The sequence below is a fragment of the Caulobacter segnis genome (genome assembly GCF_023935105.1).
GTDB lineage: Bacteria > Pseudomonadota > Alphaproteobacteria > Caulobacterales > Caulobacteraceae > Caulobacter > Caulobacter segnis_B.
Map to the genome: position 1 here is coordinate 328,051 of NZ_CP096040.1, position 18,762 is coordinate 346,812.

The following is an 18,762-nucleotide window of genomic DNA, read 5'->3' on the forward strand; positions in this document are numbered from 1 at the left end:
TCTCGTATCAGCCCTTGTTGAGCGCGATCGTCTCGAACGACGACTTGGTCGGCTGCGGCGGGTGGCTCGCGCCGGGCGTCGGCAACGCCAGGCCGATGGCGGCGGCGGTCTGCGTCGTGAAGCGACAATCGCGGACGCTGACGCAGCCGTAGATGGCCCCGCCGGCGCCGGGTTCAAGAGGCTCGCATACCCGGGGTTTCCGAGTGCGTCGCGAGGTGTCCTGATCCAACAAGAAAGGCCGGAAACCGCCTTGACGGTTCCCGGCCTTATTTGATGCGCTCGATGGAACGAAATCAGAAGATTTCGAACAGGCCGGCGGCGCCAGCTGAGATCGCGATCAGCGATCTCAGCCATCCTTCATTGATGGGCGCCGTCCTCCGTCCTGATCGAAATCAGAAGATTTCGAACAGGCCGGCGGCGCCCATGCCACCGCCGATGCACATGGTCACGACGCCCAGCTTGGCCTTGCGCCGCTTGCCTTCCAGCAGCAGGTGGCCGGCGCAGCGGGCGCCGGTCATGCCGAACGGGTGGCCGATGGCGATCGAGCCGCCGTTGACGTTGTACTTCTCGGGATCGATGCCCAGGCGGTCGCGGCTGTAGAGGCATTGCGAGGCGAAGGCCTCGTTCAGCTCCCAGATGTCGATGTCGTCGACCTTCAGGCCGTGGCGTTCCAAGAGGCGCGGCACGGCGAAGACCGGGCCGATGCCCATTTCGTCGGGCTCGCAGCCGGCGATGGCGAAGCCCTTGAACAGGCCCAGCGGCTCCAGGCCGCGCTTGGCGGCTTCCTTGGCTTCCATCACCACGACGGCGGCGGCGCCGTCCGACAGCTGGCTGGCGTTGCCGGCGGTGACGAACTTGCCCTCGCCCATCACCGGCTTGAGGCTGGCCAGGCCCTCCAGCGTCGTCTCCGGGCGATTGCATTCGTCCTTGGTGACCACGTAGTCGACCAGGCTCTCTTCCTTGGTCTCCTTATTGACCACCTTCATCTTGGTGGCCATCGGCACGATCTCGTCATCGAACAGGCCGGCGGCCTGGGCGGCGGCGATGCGCTGCTGGCTGCGCAGCGAGTATTCGTCCTGATATTCCCGGCTGACGTTGTAGCGCTTGGCCACGATGTCGGCGGTGTCGATCATCGCCATCCAGAGCGCCGGATGGGTCTGCATCAGCTTCTCTTCGGTGATGTGGAAACGGTTCATATGACCGCCCCCCTGCACCAGCGAGATCGACTCCACGCCGCCGCCGATCGCGACAGCGGCGCCGTCGTTGCGGACGTAGTTGGCGGCCGTGGCGATGGCCTGCAGGCCCGACGAGCAGAAGCGATTGACGGTCTGGCCCGAGGTGGTCACCGGCAGGCCGGCCCACATGGCCGCGTTGCGGGCCACGTTCATGCCGGTGGCGCCTTCAGGACCGCCGCAGCCCAGGACCACGTCCTCGACCTCGGGGCCGTCCAGCTTGGCGCGCTTGACCGCGTGCTGGATGGCGTGGCCGGCCATGGCCGCGCCGTGGGTGTTGTTGAAGCCGCCGCGGTTGGACTTGGCCAGGCCCGTGCGGGCGTAAGAGACGATGACCGCTTCGCGCATTGAGGCGCACTCCCCGTTAAAACATTAGTTTGAATTGCCGCCACCCTAGACTGGCTTTTCGCGGTGCGAAAGGTCACGCGCACGTCAACGTCACGCCAGCCCACTTTCCGTACGGTGATTTCGAAACACGTCGACACCGGTGTCTAAAATGCTGATTTTCCTGATCTTCGTTTCGCGTTGACTTTCCCTGATTCCGGGATGAACGCTGAGATTGTGTCGCGGGCTCGACCTCGCGGCCGGAAAAACAACATTCGGGAGGCTATCATGACCACCGCCACGCCGCGCCGCCAGGCGCGCCGCGCGCTGCTGGGCGCCAGCGCGCTCACCGCCGTTCTCGCCATTCCCGCTCTGGCCTTGGCCCAGCAAGCGGATCAGACCTCGGTCGACGAAATCATCGTCACCGCCACCAAGCGGGACGCGACGATCCAGGACATCCCGTTCTCGATCAACGCCCAGACCGAGAAGGACATCCAGCGTTCGGGCGCCGTCACGCTGGAGGACCTGTCGCGCAACGTGGCGGGCCTGACGATCCAGAACCTCGGCCCCGGCCAAAGCCAGGTGTCGGTGCGCGGCGTCTCGGCCGGCCAGGTCGTCCGCGACCAGCCCGGCGTGAAGGAGCAGGTCGGCGTCTATCTCGACGAGTCGGTGATCTCGTTGTCGCTGTTCACGCCCGACATCGACCTGTTTGACCTCAACCGGGTCGAGACCCTGCGCGGCCCGCAGGGCACGCTGTTCGGCTCGGGCTCGGTCGGCGGCACCATCCGCTACATCACCAACCAGCCCAAGCTGGGCGTCAATGAAGGGGTCTTCGAGGCCAACGCCAACCTGGTCGGCGGCGACGACTTCGGCGGCCATGTGAAGGGGGCGGTCAACGTGCCGATCTCCGAAAAGGTGGCGCTGCGCGCGGTCGGCTATCTGACCCGCTATGGCGGCTTCATCGACGCGCTCAAGGAGGGCGGCAAGGTCGAGAAGAACGTCAATGACGGCACGCGGCGCGGCGGCCGGATCGCCTTGCTGATCCAGCCTTCGGAAAACTTCAGCCTGACCCCGCGCGTCGTCTACCAGGAAATCCGGGCCCACGGCTTCAACCGCCAGGAAGTCTTCAATCTCTTCGCCAACAACAACACGACCACCCGGCCCAAGATCCAGCTGGGCGAGCGCGAGCAGTACCTGCTGCTGGACGAGAGCTTCGCCGACAACACCCTGCTGGCCGACCTGACCGCCAACCTCGACCTGGGCGGGGCGGCCCTGACCTCGGTGACCAGCTACATCAGCCGCGACATCGCCGTGAACCGCGACGCCAGCGCGCTCTCGGGCAGCGTCTCGGTCGACCTGGGCTTCCCGGCCGCGGCGGTGACCCTGCCGTCCAAGCTGGTCGACACCACCGACCTGGAGCAGTTCACCCAGGAACTTCGCCTGGCCTCGACCGGCGACGGACCGTTCCAGTGGGTGGTCGGCGGCTTCTATTCGAAGGTCGACCGCGTCTACAACCAGCGCCTGCCGACCCCTGGCTACGACGCCTATACCGACGCGGTGCTGGGCGCGGGCACCTCGGCGGCGGTGGCCAACGGCTTCCCGTCGAACTCGCCCTACAACGCCTATCTGCCCTACGACATCAAGCAGAAGGCCGTGTTCGGCGAGGTGAATTACACCCTGGGCAAGCTGACCGCGACGGCGGGTGGTCGCTACTACGACTTCAGCGAGACGCGGCAGTTCAAGTCGGGCGGCCTGTTCGCCAACGGCGACAACCGCACCGACAAGACCTCGTCGGACGGCTTCACCCCCCGCTTCCTCCTGAGCTACGAGGCCAGCGACACCGTGACCTTCAACGCCCAGGCCTCGAAGGGCTTCCGCCTGGGCGGCGTCAACGATCCGCTGAACCTGCCGCTGTGCACCCCGCAGGACGCGACGATCTTCGGCGGCTACCAGTCCTATAACGACGAGACGCTGTGGAACTACGAGGGCGGGATCAAGTCGCGCTTCGGCGGCGTCCGCTTCAACGGCGCGGTGTTCTACACCGACATCAAGAACCTGCAGACCACCCTGGACGCCGGCTCGTGCAGCTCGCGCGTGGTGTTCAACGTGCCCAAGGCCCATACCAAGGGCATCGAGGGCGAGCTGACCGCGCGCCTGGCCTCGGGCCTGGATATCGGCCTGTCGGGCAGCCTGCTGGAAGCCGAGTTCGACTCGACCGTCAAGGACGGGACGGGCGCGGTGATCGGCGGCATCCGCGAGGGCAACCGCCTGCCGTCGGTGCCGAAGTTCCAGGTCTCGTTCGACGTCACCTACAGCCGCGAGGTCTGGGACGGCGCCAACGGCTATCTCAAGGCTTCGGTCCAGCACGTCGGCAGCCGCTTCACCCAGGCCAGCGACCAGGAGAACAACCCGCGCTCGTTCGTCTCGAACCTGCCGTTCGGCGGCGCGACGGGCCTGGTCCCGACAGTCGTCGACCTGAAGTTGCCCAGCTACGAGATCGTCAATCTCAGCGCCGGGGTCGAGATGAAGGACGGTGTCGACTTCACCCTCTACGTCAACAACCTGTTCGACGAGAACGCCCTGCTGTCCTTCGACCGCGAACGCGGCGGTCGCGCACGCCTGGGCTATTCCGTCGGCCAACCGCGTACGGCCGGCGTGACGGTGCGCAAGTCGTTCTGATCCCCGGAGGGGGCGGTCGCCTCGGCGGCCGCCCGCCTTACGCCGGGGTAAGCTTGACGCCCCACCGGCGCGGACGGACGCTGATCCCAACCATAAGGGAGGACGCGGCCATGGCTGATCGCGCCTACGATCTGGTCCTGCGGGGCGGGACGGTGTTCGACGGGTCGGGCGCGCCCGGCGTGGTCGCCGATGTCGGGGTCAAGGGCGGCCTGATCGCGGCCGTCGGTCCGGATCTGGCGGCCGGCGTCGAGGAGATCGACGCCCGAGGACGGATCGTCACGCCCGGCTTCGTCGATATCCACACCCACTATGATGGCCAGGCGACCTGGAGCGGCCAGCTGGGCCCCAGCTCTGGCCATGGCGTGACCACGGTGGTCATGGGCAATTGCGGCGTCGGCTTCGCGCCGTGCCGACCGGAGGATCACGACCGCCTGATCAGGCTGATGGAGGGGGTCGAGGACATCCCCTTTCCCGTTCTGACCGAGGGCCTGCCCTGGGCCTGGGAGAGCTTTCCCGACTATCTCGACTTCCTGGCGGGTCGAGCCTTCGACGTCGATGTCGGCGCTCAACTGCCGCACGCCGCCTTGCGGGTCTATGTGATGGGCCAGAGGGGCGCCGATCGCGAGCCGGCGACGGAGGCCGACATCGCCGCCATGGCCGCCATCGCCCGACGGGCGGTCGAGGCCGGCGCGCTGGGCTTTTCGACCTCGCGCACCCTCAACCACCGCACCAGCGACGGCCAGCCGACCCCGACCCTCACCGCCGGCGAGGACGAGCTGACCGGCATCGCGCTGGGGCTGGCGGCGGCCGGCAAGGGCGTGCTGCAGCTGGTCTCGGACTTCCATCCCGACGGCGCGGCCGAGCTGGCCATGGTCCGCCGGATCGTCGAGCGCTCGGGGCGGCCGCTCTCGTTCTCCCTGGTCCAGAGTCCCAAGTCGCCCGACGGCTGGAAGGCGATGCTGGTGGGTCTGTCGGCCGCCGTCGACGCCGGCCTCCCGATGAAGGCCCAGGTCTGCGGCCGTCCGGTCGGGGTGCTGTTCGGGCTGGAGCTGACGCTCAATCCGTTCAGCCAGACAGAGGTCTATGGCGAGATCGCCAGGCTGCCCCTGGCCGAGCGCGTCGCCGCCCTGCGCGACCCGGCCTTCCGCGCCCGCCTGCTGGCCGAGGACGCGGACCCGCAAGGGCCGTTCGCCGGGCGGGCCTTGAGGGCATGGGACATTCTCTTTCCGATGGGGGCGGAGCCGGACTACGAGCCGACCGCCGACAAGAGCGTGGCCGCGATCGCCGCGCGCGAAGGCCGCGACCCCGCCGCCGTGGCCCTGGACGCCCTGCTGGTGAACGGCGGGCGCGGCATGCTGTACCACCCGTTCCTGAACTATGCCGACGGCTCGCTGGACCCCAGCTTCCGCATGCTGACCCATCGCGACACCGTGCCGGGCCTGTCAGACGGCGGGGCGCATGTCGGCATGATCTGCGACGGCAGCTTTCCGACCAGCAACCTGGTCCACTGGACCCGCGACCGCGCGCGAGGGGCGCGCATCACGCTGGAGACGATGATCGCTCGCCAGACCCGCGACACGGCCGCCGCCGTCGGCCTGCTGGATCGCGGCCTGATCGCGCCCGGCTACCGCGCCGATCTCAACGTCATCGACTACGAGGGTCTTCGCCTGGACGCGCCGCGCGTCGCCTACGATCTGCCGGCCGGCGGCCGGCGCCTGGTCCAGCGCGCCCATGGCTATGTCGCCACGATCGTCGCCGGCGTCGTCACCCAGCGCGACGGCGAGCCGACGGGCGCCTTGCCAGGACGGCTGGTGCGCGGGGCCCAGGCCCCGCCCTTGTCCCTGGCGGCGGCGTAGAGAGTCAGTTCGCTTCGGGCTTCACCAGCGGGTCGGCGTGGCGGTGGATCAACCGCCACGCGCCGTCCTCGTGACGAAACAGCTCGGTGATCCGCAAGTGCATCTCGACCGGTTCGTCGTGGCCGGTCAGGCGCACCTTGGCGTGCTGCAGGCCGGTCCAATAGGCTAGGTCGCCGACGGCGTCGCTATGCAGGATCTCCAGCGTCGTCTCGCCGCCCTCGACGAACGATATGGCGTCGCGCGCATACATGTCCGCGACCCTGTCGGCGCCCTCCTCATGGCCGCCGCGCGGCGGAAAGAAGCTGGCGGGGCAGGCGGTGGCGGCCAGCATGTCCAGCGGTCCGGCCTTGCCGTTGACATAGGCCTCGGCGGCTTGGCGGCGGATGTCGAGGAAGGTGTCGAAGTCGGACATGGCGGCTCTCCTGCTGGTCATCAGGAAAGCGCGCGAGCCCCGGCGAAGGTTTCCGCGAACCGTCAGCGTTTCGGCAGGATGGTCAGGCCGTCCGGTAGTTCGTTGCGGTCGTCGCCGCGCGGCGGGACGTGCTCGGCCAGGATGGCGCCCGCGCGGCCCACGGCGGCGACGAAGCCGTCGGCGATGCGGCCGGCCTTTAGGCCGCCGACCAGATCGGCCACGACATCGTCCCACACCGTGTTCGGCGCGGCCTTGTAGATGCCCTCGTCGGCGATGACCTCGACGCGATGCTCGGCCAGGGCGGCGAAGATCAAGACGCCGGTGCGGTCACGGGTGACGTGAAGACCGTGGCCGAGGAACTGCTCCATGGCCGCGCGCTTGACCCGCGCTGCCTTCAGCGAGGCGGGCGTCAGGGCTCTGCGCACCGGCGGCATCGAGACCACAAGGGCGGCGACGACGAACACCACCACTTGCAGCGCGATGTAGGTGGAGAGCGCCGACAGGATCGCGCCGTCCAGCGCGGAGGCGTGGCCGATGCTCCAGCCGCCGAACAGGCGGGTCAGCATCTCGGGCCGGAAGCCGGCGAACAGGGCCGCGGCCGGCAGGACCAGGGCGGTCGCCGCCGCCCAGACCAGCGGCGTCTCGCGATAGTCCGACACCTCGGGCGCCAGGACGCAGAAGATCTCGCCGGCGGTGGTCCGCTCGGCCTCGGCGACCGCGCCGGCGATGCGGTCGAGGTCCTGCGGGGTCATGCCATGGGTCATTTTCGGCGCCATCTCACCAGCTCCCCGAACTGCCGCCGCCGCCGAATGATCCGCCGCCGCCCGAGAAGCCGCCACCGCCGCCACCGCCGCCGCTCCATCCCCCGCCGCCCCGGCCGCTGTTGTTCAGCGCGCCCAGGATGATCCACGGCAGGGCCGAGCCCAGACCGCCTCGGCGGCGGCCCCGGAACAGGCTGGAGAACACGAAGATCACGAACATGAAGATCAGGAAGCCGACGATCGGCGAACCCTTGGCCTGGTGCCGCTCGGGCTGGGAGGCCTGTTCGATGCGGGCCTTGGCCTGGTCGGCGGGCAGGCTGAGCTGCTCGACGAGGGCGTCGGTCCCCGCGACGATGCCGCCCTCCATGTCGCCGTCGCGGAACTTCGGCAGGATGGCGCTCTGGATGATGACGCTGGACAGGGCGTCGGTCAGCACCGGCTCCAGGCCGTAGCCGACCTCGATCCGCACCTTCCGCTCGTTGGGCGCCACCAGCAGGATGGCGCCGGTGTCCTTGTCCTTCTCGCCGATGCCCCAGGTCCGGCCCAGCTGGTAGCCATAGTCCTCGATCGGATAGCCCTGCAGGTCGGGCACGGTGGCCACGACCAGCTGGCGGCCGGTCGTGGTCTCCAGGTTTTCCAGCTTGGCGGTCAGGTCGCGCTCGGCGTCGGGCGACAGGATCTGGGCGTCGTCGACCACCCGGCCGGTCAGGGGCGGGAACTTCGGCGCGGCGAAGGCGGGGAGGGCCGTCATCAGCAGAATGACGGCCATCAGAAATCCGCTCATCCCCGCGAAAGCAGGGACCCAAGCGGACTTGGCCACGGCGACGCCGCGCGAAGCCGTCAGGCCCGGCTTGGGTCCCCGCGGTCGCGGGGATGAGCGGAGAATGTGCAAGTTACTGGACCTTCGGCGGGGTGGCCGTCGGCGGGTTCGAGAAGTCCACGGTCGGCGCGTTCTGCGCGGCGGCCGAGGCCTGGAACAGCTGGGCCGGCTTCTGGCCGCTGTACAGCGTCTTGGCCCAGAACACGCTGGGGAAGGTCCGCAGCGTCGTGTTGTACTTCTGGGCGGTCTCGTTGTAGTCGCGCCGCGCGATGGCGATGCGGTTCTCGGTGCCTTCCAGCTGGCTCTGCAGGGCCAGAAAGTTCTGATTCGACTTCAGGTCCGGATATTGCTCCTGGATGACCATCAGGCGTCCCAGGACGCCGGACAGCTGGTCCTGGGCGGCGGCGAACTTCTGGAACTGGGCTGGGTCGGTGATGGTCGAGGCGTCGACCTTGACCTGGGTGGCGCTGGCGCGCGCCTGGGTGACGGCGATCAGAACGTCCTTTTCCTGGGACGCGTAGCCCTTCACCGTGGCGACCAGGTTCGGCACCAGGTCGGCGCGGCGCTGGTATTGGTTCTGCACCTCGGCCCAGGCGGTCTTGGTCGCCTCGTCCTGGGTGGGGATGGTGTTGATCCCGCAGCCCGCCAGCGTGGCCGGGACCGCGACGATCAGGGCGACGCGCGAAGCGTTACGGACAAGACGGTTCATCAGGACCCTCCAAGGAGCCCGCCCCGCTCGGGCGGCATGCCCGGTAGGGAATGAACAGGCTCGTCTCTGGTTGCGAACATGTATGCTCGCGTACCGCTGTTAGATAGCGCGTGTATTGATACACGTCAGAGGCGGCAGAATTAAACCTTGTCCATGTCGGCGAAAGCCTGTTTTCGCGGGCCGATGTAGCCGAACAGCCAGGCGGCCACCTTGCGCATCTGAATCTCCTCGCTGCCCTCGGTGATCCGGTAGCGGCGGTGGTGACGGTAGATGTGCTCGAACGGCTTGTGTCGCGAATAGCCGATGCCGCCGTGGATCTGCATCGCCCGGTCGGCGGCCTCGCAGCACAGGCGGTTGGCCCAGTAGTTACACATCGAGACCTTGTCCGAGAGCCGCTTCTCGACCTCGACCTTGGACATCTGGTCCATCTCCCAGGCGGTCTTGCGGATCAGCAGGCGCAGCATCTCGGCCTGGGTCGACAGCTCGACGATCGGGAACTGGATGGCCTGGTTCTCGGCCAGGGCCTTGCCGAACGGCTTGCGCGCGCGCGCGTACCTGATGCTCTCTTCTATACAGTAGGTGGCCGCGCCCAGGCTGGAGGCGGCCTGGCGGATGCGGTTCTCGTGCACGAAGTGCTGGGCCAGCGCCAGGCCGCCGCCCTCGGGGCCGAACATCGCGCTCTCCGGAACCCAGACGTCGGTGAAGCTGACGCGCGGGTGGTCGGTCGGCATGTTGAAGGTCCAAAGATACTCCTCGATCTTCACGCCGGGCGCGTGGGCCGGGACCAGGAAGGCGGTGATCCCCCGGGCGTCGCCGTCCTCGCCGGACGTGCGGACGAACAGGCAGCAGTGGGTGGCCGCGTGCATGCCGGTGGTCCACATCTTCTCGCCGTTGATCCGCCAGCCGGCCTCGCCGTGGTGCGCCTCGCGGATCGCGCGGGTCTCCATGAAGGTGGCGTCCGAGCCGTGGTCGGGCTCGGTCAGGCCGAAGGTCGGGCGGAAGGCGCCCTTGTCCAGCATGTCGGTGATCAGGGACTGCTGGTCGGGCCGGCCGAAGTCGCGGATCATCAGCACGAACGGATTGTTGCCGACGATCGAGTGCTCGTTCTGCAGGTCGTTGAATAGGCCCAGGCCCTTGCTGGCCAGATGCTCGCGGATCACCGCCATCCAGAGGTTGGAGCCGTCCTTGCCGCCGTACGCCTTGGGCAGGGCGAAGCGGTAGTGGCCGGCCTGGTCGGCCAGCTTGCGGGCCTTGGCCAGCAGCTCTTCCCACTCGTGCCGGGGCAGGCCGCCCATGTCCCAGTCGGTGCGGGCCCATTCGCGGCGGTGGTCGAAGAAGCGGTCGTTGTCGTCGCGCGCCTGCAGGGGCGCGATCTCGGCCGCGATGAAGGCGTCAAGTTCGGCCAGATAGGCCGTCAGGTCCGGTGGCAGTTGGAAGTCCATGGCAAAGCCTCCCTCGCGCGCGTCTTCTGATTATGTGCGGAGAGACTATGCGCGCCCCGTCGCCGCGGCCAATCGTGCCCCTTGGGAATGTGTCGAAGGCGCCGAACCGCAAGATCGGTCGAGCGCCTCGGGGGCGAGCGCGTCTAACTGGCCTTGCCACGGAGACGGGGAGACGATGAAGGCGGCGCTTCGCAACTATAACGCCCGGATGCAGCGGGTGCTGGATCACATCGATCAGCACTTGGATGGGGATCTGGACCTGGAGACTATGAGCCGCGTGGCCGCCTTCTCGAAGTTCCATTTCCACCGCCAGTTCATGGCGACCTTCGGGGTGTCCGTGCACCGCTATGTCCAGCTGGCCCGGCTGAAGCGGGCGTCGCACCGCCTGGCGGTCCGGGAGGAGCAGAGCGTCACCGAGATCGCGCTGGAGGCTGGCTATGACGCGCCGGACGCCTTCGCGCGCGCCTTTCGGCGGCGGTTCAAGCAGTCGCCCTCGTCGTTTCGCAAGGCGCCCGACTGGGCGCCGTGGCTCGCGGCCTTCGGGCCTCTGGACAACGCCAGGAGCAAGCTGATGCAGATTATCTACGAACCCCAGGACGTGACGATCCGCGAGACGCCGCCGACCCCGGTGGCGATGCTGGAGCATCGCGGCAACCGCGCGACCCTGACTGCCACCATTGAGCGGTTCATCGCCTGGCGCAAAGCCGCGGGCCTGTCGCCCGAGACCAGTCCGACCTTCAATATATTCCGGTCGGAGCGCACGCCGGAGAATCCCGCCGACTACGCCATGGACATCTGTGTCGGGACGGATCGCGAGATCGGCCCCGACGACGGGGGCATGAAGGCCGGCGTGATCCCCGGCGGGCGGTGCGCGGTGCTGCGGGTGGCGCACAACACCAACAACCTGGAGCCCGCCGCGCTCTATCTCTATCGCGATTGGCTGCCGGCCAGTGGCGAGGAGGTCCGGGACTTCCCCGTCTATTGCCGGCGGCACATCTCGTTCTTCCCGCACGCGCCGGTGCACGACGTGGTGGTCGAGCTGTTCCTGCCTTTGAAGTAGCGGTCCGGCGGCGCGGTCTCGCCGTTTCCGTACGGCGGTCGCCGCGTTCGACTGGAAACATCCGTTTTCTGAAAAATCGACGCGCGGGCGAAATTGAGCTTGCGCAATTTCTGATCACTGATATCTAAGCGATGCTTAGTTCGGATCCGAAGCACCGGTGGGGATATCGGTGCGAGCCATCCAGATAGGGTGGCAAGGGCCGAGCGGCCAGTACCGCTTATCACCGATCAACGATCTGACCGCAACTTCCCCAACACCGGAGGGCTTTCTGATGAAGCTCCGTTCCCTGGCGGCCGTCGCCGCCCTGACCACGTTCATGTTCGCCGGCCCCCTCGCGGGTAGCGCCCTGGCTGACGGCCGCATCGCCGCCGCCCTGGACGCGCCCGTGGCCGCCAAGACCAAGGTCGTCGCCGGCGGCGCCGTCTTCGTCTGCGAAGGCGCCGAGTGCGTCTCGACCCAAGCCCCCTCGCGGGCCCTCACCGCGGTCGCCTGCAAGGCGCTCGCCAAGGAAGTGGGCCGCGTCGCGGCTTTCGGCGGCGAGACCAAGTCGCTGGACGCCGACGACCTGACCCGCTGCAACGCCTCGGCCAAGGGCGCTTCGGCCCTGGCCTCGGCTAAGTAAGAACACGTATCCGCTTTACCTGAGTACCCAGACGCTTTGGGGCTGTCGTTTCTCCGGCCCCGTCTGGCTGTTTCCTCGAGCATTCGCCTGAACGGGGCGGCGGGATCCTTCCGCCGCCTCTTTTCTTTTCCGGACGGAGCACTAGGTGTTGGGCATGGACACGAGCTTGGCCGCACAGCTGGAAACCGTTCTGCGCAAGGCCGCGGGCGAGGGAACGGCGTTGGCCTCGATGACCGTGGACTACGCCGCCGACGCCGGGGTGGACGGGCTGGAGCCCAAGGGCTGGATCGAGCGGGCGACCCGCAGCCTGGTCTTTGCCCAGGGCGAACTGCGTCGCCCGGACGGCGCATTGGCGGCTTCGGCCTCGGCCGTGTTCCGCCGCGCCGGGGATTGAACGCGGGACTTGCTCGCCAACTGGCGCGCCGGCTTGGTTGCGACCGCGAAAGGCCCGTGTTATCAGGCGCGCGGCTTCGGACGGGGCGGCGTTTACGCGCCGGCCGTCCATGTGCTTTTTTCAAGCGCGCTCAAGCCTTTAAGCCGCGATAAGGGTTAACCTTCTTGTTCGCGGCCATTTGCAACGCACCGGGCGGATACCAAGTGGCGGACGAAACCAAGGCGACGGATGCGGGTCAGCGCTATGCGCAGTCCCTCTTCGAACTGACGATCGAGAACGGCAATCTGGCTAAGGTCGAGGCCGACCTTAAGAGCCTGAAGGCGATGATCGCCGACAGCGCCGACCTGCGCCGCCTGATCGACAGTCCGGCCTTCTCCGCCGACGACAAGGGCAAGGGTCTCGTCGCCGTGGCCGTGAAGGCCCGCTTCGACATGCTGACCACGAAGTTCCTGGGCCTGGTGGCCACCAACGGCCGCACGGCCGATCTGCTGGGCGCCATCTCGGCCTTCGTCGCGCTGTCGGCCAAGCATCGCGGCGTGGTGACGGCGGAAGTCGTCTCGGCCGCCGCCCTGTCGCCCGCCCAGCTGAAGGGCGTGCAGACCGCCCTGGCCCAGGCCCTGGGCAAGACCCCCGAAGTTTCCACGCGCGTCGACCCGTCCCTGTTGGGCGGGCTGAAGGTGCGCGTCGGTTCGCGTCTCTTCGACGCTTCGCTCCGTTCGAAGCTCGATTCCCTGAAATTCGCCCTGAAGCGCGCCTGAGCGTATAAGCGCGCCTTAAAAAATTAGATCGCAGAGAGCCCAGAAGACCATGGACATCCGCGCCGCCGAGATTTCGGCCATCCTCAAGTCGCAGATCGCCAACTTCGGCGAAGAAGCCGCTGTTTCGGACGTTGGCCAAGTGCTGTCCGTCGGTGACGGCATCGCCCGCATCTACGGCCTGGACAACGTCCAAGCCGGTGAAATGCTGGAATTCCCGAAGGCCGGCGTGAAGGGCATGGCCCTGAACCTCGAGCGCGACAATGTCGGCGCCGTGATCTTCGGCGCCGACGCCGAGATCAAGGAAGGCGACGAAGTCCGCCGCCTGGGCGAGATCGTCGACGTGCCGGTCGGCAAGGGCCTGCTGGGCCGCGTCGTCAACCCGCTGGGCGAGCCGATCGACGGCAAGGGCCCGATCCAATACACCGAGCGTCGCCGCGTCGACGTGAAGGCTCCGGGCATCATCCCGCGCAAGTCGGTGCACGAGCCCGTGCAGACCGGCCTGAAGTCGATCGATACCCTGATCCCGGTCGGCCGCGGCCAGCGCGAGCTGATCATCGGTGACCGTCAGACCGGCAAGACCGCCGTCGCCATCGACACCATCCTGAACCAGAAGGCCGTCAACGCCGGCAAGGACGAGAGCGCCAAGCTCTACTGCGTCTACGTCGCCATCGGCCAGAAGCGCTCGACCGTCGCCCAGATCGTCAAGACCCTGGAGGAGCACGGCGCCCTGGAATACACGATCGTCGTCGTCGCCTCGGCCTCGGAACCGGCCCCGCTGCAGTACCTGGCCCCGTTCTCGGGCTGCGCCATGGGCGAGTGGTTCCGCGACAACGGCCTGCACGGCCTGATCATCTATGACGATCTGTCCAAGCAGGCCGTCGCCTACCGTCAGATGTCGCTGCTGCTGCGCCGCCCGCCGGGCCGCGAAGCCTATCCGGGCGACGTCTTCTATCTGCACTCGCGCCTGCTGGAACGCGCCGCGAAGCTGAATGAAGACAACGGTTCGGGCTCGCTGACGGCTCTGCCGATCATCGAAACCCAGGCCAACGACGTGTCGGCCTACATCCCGACCAATGTGATCTCGATCACCGACGGCCAGATCTTCCTGGAAACCGACCTGTTCTACCAAGGCATCCGCCCGGCCGTGAACGTCGGCATCTCGGTGTCGCGCGTCGGCTCGTCGGCCCAGATCAAGGCCATGAAGCAGGTCGCCGGCCCGATTAAGGGCGAACTGGCCCAGTATCGTGAAATGGCCGCCTTCGCGAAGTTCGGCTCGGACCTAGACGCCTCGACCCAGAAGATGCTGGCGCGCGGCGAACGCCTGACCGAGCTGCTGAAGCAGCCGCAGTACGCGCCGCAGTCGGTCGAAGAGCAGGTCTGCGTGATCTACGCCGGCACGCGCGGCTATCTGGACAAGATCCCGACCTCGTCGGTTCGCCGCTTCGAGACCGAGTTCCTGGCCCGTCTGCACAGCCAGCACAAGGATCTGCTGGACGGCATCCGCACCAAGAAGGCCCTCGACAAGGACCTGGAGAACACGCTGAAGAGCGCGCTCGACAGCTTCTCGTCGACCTTCGCCTAAGCCCCCTCGGAACCGCTCGGAGAGAGTAGCGCCGAATGGCCAGCTTGAAGGAAATGCGCAATCGGATCTCGAGCGTCAAAGCGACGCAAAAGATCACGAAAGCGATGCAGATGGTGGCGGCGGCCAAGCTGCGCCGGAGCCAGGACGCGGCGGAATCCGCCCGTCCCTACGCTCGGCGTCTGGCCAGCGTCATCGCCAACCTCGCCAGCGGCGTGTCGGGTGACGGCGCGCCGAAGCTCCTGGCCGGCACGGGCCGCGACGACCGCCACCTGGTCGTCGTCGCCGCCGCCGACCGGGGCCTGGCGGGTGGCTTCACCTCGTCGATCGTCCGCGCCGCGCGCCAGCACATCGACGGCCTGATCGCCCAGGGCAAGACCGTGCAGATCATCTGCGTCGGCAAGAAGGTGACGGCGCAGCTCGCCCGTCCCTACGCCGGCAAGATCGTCGAGACGTTCGACCTGTCGGCCTATCGCCAGCTGACGCTGTCGGTGGCCCAGCCGATCGCCGACACCGTCACGCGCCTGTACGAAGCCGGCGAGACCGACGTGGTCACCCTGTTCTACAGCCGCTTCAAGTCGGTGGTGCAGCAGATCCCGACGGGCCTGCAACTGATCCCGGCGACCGTGGAGGGTGTCGAAGCCCCGACCGGTCCGACGGCGGTCTATGAGTACGAGCCCTCGGAAGAGGCCATCCTCGAGACCCTGCTGCCGCGCAACCTGACGGTTCAGATCCTGTCGGCCCTGCTGGACAACATGGCCGGCTTCTACGCCAGCCAGATGACCGCCATGGACAACGCCACGCGCAACGCCGGCGACATGATCAAGCGCTACACCCTCGAGTACAATCGTTCCCGCCAGGCCCAGATCACCAAGGAGCTGATCGAGATCATCTCCGGCGCCGAAGCCGTCTGATCTAGCCTAACGACACAAGCACGCAGAGACCGAAAGACCGCATCGCCATGGCCAAGACCCCGACTGAAAAGCCGGCCGCCGCCGCCGCCAAGAAGCCCGCCGCCCCCAAGGCCGCCGCTGCTCCGAAGGCCGCTGTCGCCGCTAAGGCTCCCGCCGCCGCCGCTGCTAAGGCTCCGGCCGCCAAGAAGCCGGCCGCACCCAAGGCCGCCGCGCCGAAGGCTCCGGCCAAGTCCCTGGACGGCGCCACCGGCCGTCTGGTGCAGATCATCGGCGCCGTCGTCGACATCGAGTTCACCGGCGCCCTGCCGGCGATCCTGAACGCCGTCGAGACCGTCAACGAAGCCACCGGCCAGCGCCTGGTGTTCGAAGTCGCCCAGCACCTGGGCCAGAACACCGTCCGCGCCATCGCCATGGACGCCACCGAAGGTCTGGTCCGCGGCCAGCCCGTGCGCGACACCGGCGAAGCCATCCGCGTGCCGGTCGGTCCGGGCACCCTGGGCCGCATCATGAACGTCATCGGCGAGCCGATCGACGAGCAGGGCCCGATCCAGTCGACCCTGTCGCGCCCGATCCACCGCGACGCCCCGACCTTCGCCGAGCAGACCAACACCGCTGAAGTGCTGGTCACGGGCATCAAGGTCATCGACCTGATGTGCCCCTACACCAAGGGCGGCAAGATCGGCCTGTTCGGCGGCGCCGGCGTCGGCAAGACCGTGACGATGCAGGAACTGATCAACAACATCGCCAAGGCTTACGGCGGTTACTCGGTTCTGGCCGGCGTGGGTGAACGCACCCGCGAAGGCAACGATCTGTATCACGAGATGATCGAGTCGAACGTCAACGTCGACCCGAAGGCCAACAACGGCTCGACCGAAGGCTCGCGCTGCGCCCTGGTCTACGGCCAGATGAACGAACCGCCGGGCGCCCGCGCCCGCGTCGCCCTGACCGGCCTGTCGATCGCGGAATACTTCCGTGACGAAGAAGGCAAGGACGTGCTGCTGTTCGTCGACAACATCTTCCGCTTCACCCAAGCCGGCGCCGAAGTGTCGGCTCTGCTGGGCCGCATCCCGTCGGCCGTGGGCTATCAGCCCACCCTGGCCACCGAGATGGGCAACCTGCAGGAGCGCATCACCTCGACGAACAAGGGCTCGATCACCTCGGTCCAGGCCATCTACGTCCCCGCCGACGACTTGACCGACCCCGCGCCGGCCACCTCGTTCGCCCACTTGGACGCCACCACCGTTCTGTCGCGTGACATCGCGGCCCAGGCCATCTTCCCGGCTGTGGACCCGCTGGACTCGACCTCGCGGATCATGGACCCGCTGGTCATTGGCGAAGAGCACTACACGGTCGCCCGTCGCGTCCAGGAAGTGCTGCAGCAGTACAAGGCCCTGAAGGACATCATCGCCATCCTGGGCATGGACGAGCTGTCGGAAGAGGACAAGCTGGTCGTTTCGCGCGCCCGCAAGATCTCGCGCTTCCTGAGCCAGCCCTTCCACGTCGCCGAGCAGTTCACCAACACGCCGGGCGCCTTCGTCCAGCTGAAGGACACCATCCGCTCGTTCAAGGGCATCGTGGACGGCGAGTACGACCACCTGCCGGAAGGCGCCTTCTACATGGTCGGCCCGATCGAGGAAGCCGTGGCCAAGGCCGAAAAGATGGCGGCTGAAGCCTGATGACCGAAGAAACGGAACTGGCCGGTTTCTGCTGCGAGGAGTTGGCGGAGGCGGTGTCTCCGGACACCAACGCCGGCCTCATCGAGCATGACAGCGGCCTGATCCTGCTGAACCTCGGCGAGCGGGAAGAAGAGGGCGAAACCGGCCTGATGCTGGCGACGATCCACTTCTGCCCGTTCTGCGGAACCGAGATCCAGACCGACGAAGACATCGAAGCCGCCCTGGGCGGCGTCGAGGAGACCTTCAACTGATGGCCAAGCTGCACTTTTCCCTGGTCGCGCCCGAGCGTGAACTGTTCTCCGGCGACGTGGACCTGGTCCAGGCTCCGGGTTCGGAAGGCGACTTCGGCGTCCTGGCCGGCCACGCTCCGTTCATGACCACCCTGCGCGAAGGCAAGGTGACCGTGAAGGACGGCGCGACGACCAAGGTGTTCGACATCCAGGGCGGTTTCGCCGACGTCGGCCCGGATGGCCTGACGATCCTGGCCGAGCACGCCGTCGAAGCGGCCTGATTTGGCGTATCGCCGATACGTTTCGAAGCGCCCTCGTTCCTTGCGGACGGGGGCGTTTTCGTGTCTCGCCTGTGCGGGACGCGAAAAAATTACACTTGTGACCCAATCTACGCCTCAATCGGTAGCCATAAGGGTTGCGAGGGACCGCCTGTCGGTTTTAATGCCGACCTCTCGTCTTGTTGGGGATATCCAGCCTATGCGCCTTGCGCTCGTCAGCCTGATCGCTCTCGGTGCGGTCTCGACCGCCGTTGCCCAGGAGCAACCCGCCGCTCCGGCTCCCGCTCCCGCCCAGGCTCCCGCCGCCGCGCCGACCCCGGCCGCCGCGCCCGCCGATCAAGCCGCTCCGGCCGCTGCCCCGGCCGCCACCCCGGCTGACCAGGCCGCTCCGCCCGTGGCCGCGCCGCAAGCCGGCGCGCCGGCCGAAACCTACACGGCTCCGGTCCGTGGTCCGAAGACCACCGACCCGGTGACCCTGAAGCTGCTGGACGTGCTGGACAAGGTCTGCAAGCCGCAGGTCGCCGGCGGCGATTTCGCCCAGCTGACCAAGGACTACGGCTTCAAGAAGAAGAAGGAACAGCAGGTCCTCGACCTCGGCAAGCCGTACAACATCACGCTCGACAACCCGGGCTCGAACAAGAACGTCTGCACGGTCACCATCGACTACGCCCAGACGCCCGAGCAGGCCCAGGAACTGGCCAACGGCCTGCACGACTGGGCCACGTGGGAAAACAGCCCGCAGCTGCGCCTGATCCGCAACGACCAGACGGTCGGCAGCGACTTCCGCCGCTTCACCGTGTCGTGGGACGACGCCTGGGCCGGCGGCCACGCGGGCCTGGTATACATGCGCCTGAAGAAGCTGGACGAAAGCTCGGTCGGCAAGAACTTCGAACGCGCCCAAATCCTGTACAGCACCAGCAGCCGCTAAGCTGGTTGCCCCTCGGGGGCTCTGGACCTATCTAAGCGAGGCGCGGGGGACGACCCCCGCGCCTTTTGCTTTTGCAACCGCCGAATGC

General features: G+C 67.4%; 19 protein-coding genes. 12 read left to right on the plus strand and 7 right to left on the minus strand.

Annotation, left to right across the window (positions count from 1 at the left end; genetic code table 11):
* Positions 1–7: 7 nt before the first annotated feature.
* Both MZV50_RS01650 and MZV50_RS01655 read right to left on the minus strand, forming a co-directional pair.
* Positions 8–229: a hypothetical protein gene (locus tag MZV50_RS01650; RefSeq protein ID WP_252632697.1), complete on the minus strand. Its 222-nt coding sequence runs from the start codon at positions 227–229 to the stop codon at positions 8–10.
* Positions 230–392: 163 nt separating this feature from the next.
* On the minus strand, positions 393–1,580 hold the full coding sequence (locus MZV50_RS01655; protein WP_252632698.1) for an acetyl-CoA C-acyltransferase: 1,188 nt from the start codon (positions 1,578–1,580) through the stop codon (positions 393–395).
* A 264-nt stretch (positions 1,581–1,844) separates the two neighbouring features.
* On the opposite strand from MZV50_RS01655, the gene MZV50_RS01660 reads away from it, so the two are divergent.
* On the plus strand, positions 1,845–4,235 hold the full coding sequence (locus MZV50_RS01660; protein WP_252632699.1) for a TonB-dependent receptor: 2,391 nt from the start codon (positions 1,845–1,847) through the stop codon (positions 4,233–4,235).
* A 110-nt stretch (positions 4,236–4,345) separates the two neighbouring features.
* Positions 4,346–6,091 carry an N-acyl-D-amino-acid deacylase family protein gene (locus MZV50_RS01665; protein ID WP_252632700.1) on the plus strand — a complete coding sequence of 582 codons (1,746 nt, stop codon included), beginning with the start codon at positions 4,346–4,348 and terminating at the stop codon, positions 6,089–6,091.
* 4 nt (positions 6,092–6,095) lie between these two features.
* Here the strand turns inward: MZV50_RS01665 and MZV50_RS01670 are convergent, their stop codons facing one another.
* From MZV50_RS01670 to MZV50_RS01690, 5 genes are all read right to left on the minus strand, one after another.
* Positions 6,096–6,503: a YybH family protein gene (locus MZV50_RS01670; RefSeq protein ID WP_252632701.1), complete on the minus strand. Its 408-nt coding sequence runs from the start codon at positions 6,501–6,503 to the stop codon at positions 6,096–6,098.
* 62 nt (positions 6,504–6,565) lie between these two features.
* Entirely contained in the window at positions 6,566–7,279 is a 714-nt protein-coding gene (locus MZV50_RS01675) for a TPM domain-containing protein (RefSeq protein ID WP_252632702.1), read from the minus strand.
* Position 7,280: 1 nt separating this feature from the next.
* Positions 7,281–8,048: a TPM domain-containing protein gene (locus MZV50_RS01680; protein ID WP_252632703.1), complete on the minus strand. Its 768-nt coding sequence runs from the start codon at positions 8,046–8,048 to the stop codon at positions 7,281–7,283.
* Between the two features lie 109 nt (positions 8,049–8,157).
* Positions 8,158–8,793 (minus strand): LemA family protein, encoded by a 636-nt coding sequence (locus MZV50_RS01685; protein ID WP_252632704.1) that lies wholly within the window; start codon positions 8,791–8,793, stop codon positions 8,158–8,160.
* Positions 8,794–8,933: 140 nt separating this feature from the next.
* Complete coding sequence (locus MZV50_RS01690; RefSeq protein WP_252632705.1) at positions 8,934–10,235, minus strand: acyl-CoA dehydrogenase family protein; 1,302 nt, start codon at positions 10,233–10,235, stop codon at positions 8,934–8,936.
* A 175-nt stretch (positions 10,236–10,410) separates the two neighbouring features.
* Between MZV50_RS01690 and MZV50_RS01695 the strand changes: the two genes are divergently transcribed.
* The 10 genes from MZV50_RS01695 (at position 10,411) to MZV50_RS01740 (ending at position 18,674) form a co-directional block, all read left to right on the plus strand.
* Positions 10,411–11,295: an AraC family transcriptional regulator gene (locus MZV50_RS01695; protein WP_252632706.1), complete on the plus strand. Its 885-nt coding sequence runs from the start codon at positions 10,411–10,413 to the stop codon at positions 11,293–11,295.
* A 271-nt stretch (positions 11,296–11,566) separates the two neighbouring features.
* Positions 11,567–11,917 (plus strand): CC_3452 family protein, encoded by a 351-nt coding sequence (locus MZV50_RS01700; RefSeq protein ID WP_252632707.1) that lies wholly within the window; start codon positions 11,567–11,569, stop codon positions 11,915–11,917.
* A gap of 154 nt (positions 11,918–12,071) precedes the next feature.
* On the plus strand, positions 12,072–12,311 hold the full coding sequence (locus tag MZV50_RS01705) for a hypothetical protein (protein ID WP_252632708.1): 240 nt from the start codon (positions 12,072–12,074) through the stop codon (positions 12,309–12,311).
* A gap of 203 nt (positions 12,312–12,514) precedes the next feature.
* Entirely contained in the window at positions 12,515–13,069 is a 555-nt protein-coding gene (locus MZV50_RS01710) for a F0F1 ATP synthase subunit delta (RefSeq protein WP_252632709.1), read from the plus strand.
* Positions 13,070–13,118: 49 nt separating this feature from the next.
* Positions 13,119–14,651 carry a F0F1 ATP synthase subunit alpha gene (gene atpA, locus MZV50_RS01715; protein ID WP_252632710.1) on the plus strand — a complete coding sequence of 511 codons (1,533 nt, stop codon included), beginning with the start codon at positions 13,119–13,121 and terminating at the stop codon, positions 14,649–14,651.
* Between the two features lie 35 nt (positions 14,652–14,686).
* On the plus strand, positions 14,687–15,562 hold the full coding sequence (locus tag MZV50_RS01720) for a F0F1 ATP synthase subunit gamma (RefSeq protein WP_252632711.1): 876 nt from the start codon (positions 14,687–14,689) through the stop codon (positions 15,560–15,562).
* A 47-nt stretch (positions 15,563–15,609) separates the two neighbouring features.
* Positions 15,610–17,238 carry a F0F1 ATP synthase subunit beta gene (gene atpD / locus MZV50_RS01725; RefSeq protein WP_252632712.1) on the plus strand — a complete coding sequence of 543 codons (1,629 nt, stop codon included), beginning with the start codon at positions 15,610–15,612 and terminating at the stop codon, positions 17,236–17,238.
* Positions 17,238–17,489 carry a hypothetical protein gene (locus tag MZV50_RS01730; RefSeq protein ID WP_252632713.1) on the plus strand — a complete coding sequence of 84 codons (252 nt, stop codon included), beginning with the start codon at positions 17,238–17,240 and terminating at the stop codon, positions 17,487–17,489. Before atpD ends, MZV50_RS01730 begins: the two co-directional genes overlap by 1 nt.
* Positions 17,489–17,749: an ATP synthase F1 subunit epsilon gene (locus MZV50_RS01735; protein WP_004621865.1), complete on the plus strand. Its 261-nt coding sequence runs from the start codon at positions 17,489–17,491 to the stop codon at positions 17,747–17,749. The genes MZV50_RS01730 and MZV50_RS01735 overlap by 1 nt, the downstream gene beginning before the upstream one ends.
* A gap of 160 nt (positions 17,750–17,909) precedes the next feature.
* On the plus strand, positions 17,910–18,674 hold the full coding sequence (locus MZV50_RS01740) for a hypothetical protein (RefSeq protein ID WP_252632714.1): 765 nt from the start codon (positions 17,910–17,912) through the stop codon (positions 18,672–18,674).
* The last annotated feature ends 88 nt before the right edge of the window (positions 18,675–18,762 follow it).

Excerpts from the sequence above, each read along its gene's own strand:
- atpA (WP_252632710.1), top strand. The coding sequence starts at position 13,119 with ATGGACATCCGCGCCGCCGAGATTTCGGCCATCCTCAAGTCGCAGATC.
- MZV50_RS01675 (WP_252632702.1), bottom strand. The coding sequence starts at position 7,279 with ATGGCGCCGAAAATGACCCATGGCATGACCCCGCAGGACCTCGACCGC.
- MZV50_RS01670 (WP_252632701.1), bottom strand. The coding sequence starts at position 6,503 with ATGTCCGACTTCGACACCTTCCTCGACATCCGCCGCCAAGCCGCCGAG.
- MZV50_RS01705 (WP_252632708.1), top strand. The coding sequence starts at position 12,072 with ATGGACACGAGCTTGGCCGCACAGCTGGAAACCGTTCTGCGCAAGGCC.
- MZV50_RS01685 (WP_252632704.1), bottom strand. The coding sequence starts at position 8,793 with ATGAACCGTCTTGTCCGTAACGCTTCGCGCGTCGCCCTGATCGTCGCG.
- MZV50_RS01690 (WP_252632705.1), bottom strand. The coding sequence starts at position 10,235 with ATGGACTTCCAACTGCCACCGGACCTGACGGCCTATCTGGCCGAACTT.
- atpD (WP_252632712.1), top strand. The coding sequence starts at position 15,610 with ATGGCCAAGACCCCGACTGAAAAGCCGGCCGCCGCCGCCGCCAAGAAG.
- MZV50_RS01655 (WP_252632698.1), bottom strand. The coding sequence starts at position 1,580 with ATGCGCGAAGCGGTCATCGTCTCTTACGCCCGCACGGGCCTGGCCAAG.
- MZV50_RS01740 (WP_252632714.1), top strand. The coding sequence starts at position 17,910 with ATGCCGACCTCTCGTCTTGTTGGGGATATCCAGCCTATGCGCCTTGCG.
- MZV50_RS01720 (WP_252632711.1), top strand. The coding sequence starts at position 14,687 with ATGGCCAGCTTGAAGGAAATGCGCAATCGGATCTCGAGCGTCAAAGCG.
- MZV50_RS01735 (WP_004621865.1), top strand. The coding sequence starts at position 17,489 with ATGGCCAAGCTGCACTTTTCCCTGGTCGCGCCCGAGCGTGAACTGTTC.
- MZV50_RS01730 (WP_252632713.1), top strand. The coding sequence starts at position 17,238 with ATGACCGAAGAAACGGAACTGGCCGGTTTCTGCTGCGAGGAGTTGGCG.
- MZV50_RS01680 (WP_252632703.1), bottom strand. The coding sequence starts at position 8,048 with ATGAGCGGATTTCTGATGGCCGTCATTCTGCTGATGACGGCCCTCCCC.
- MZV50_RS01660 (WP_252632699.1), top strand. The coding sequence starts at position 1,845 with ATGACCACCGCCACGCCGCGCCGCCAGGCGCGCCGCGCGCTGCTGGGC.
- MZV50_RS01695 (WP_252632706.1), top strand. The coding sequence starts at position 10,411 with ATGAAGGCGGCGCTTCGCAACTATAACGCCCGGATGCAGCGGGTGCTG.
- MZV50_RS01665 (WP_252632700.1), top strand. The coding sequence starts at position 4,346 with ATGGCTGATCGCGCCTACGATCTGGTCCTGCGGGGCGGGACGGTGTTC.
- MZV50_RS01700 (WP_252632707.1), top strand. The coding sequence starts at position 11,567 with ATGAAGCTCCGTTCCCTGGCGGCCGTCGCCGCCCTGACCACGTTCATG.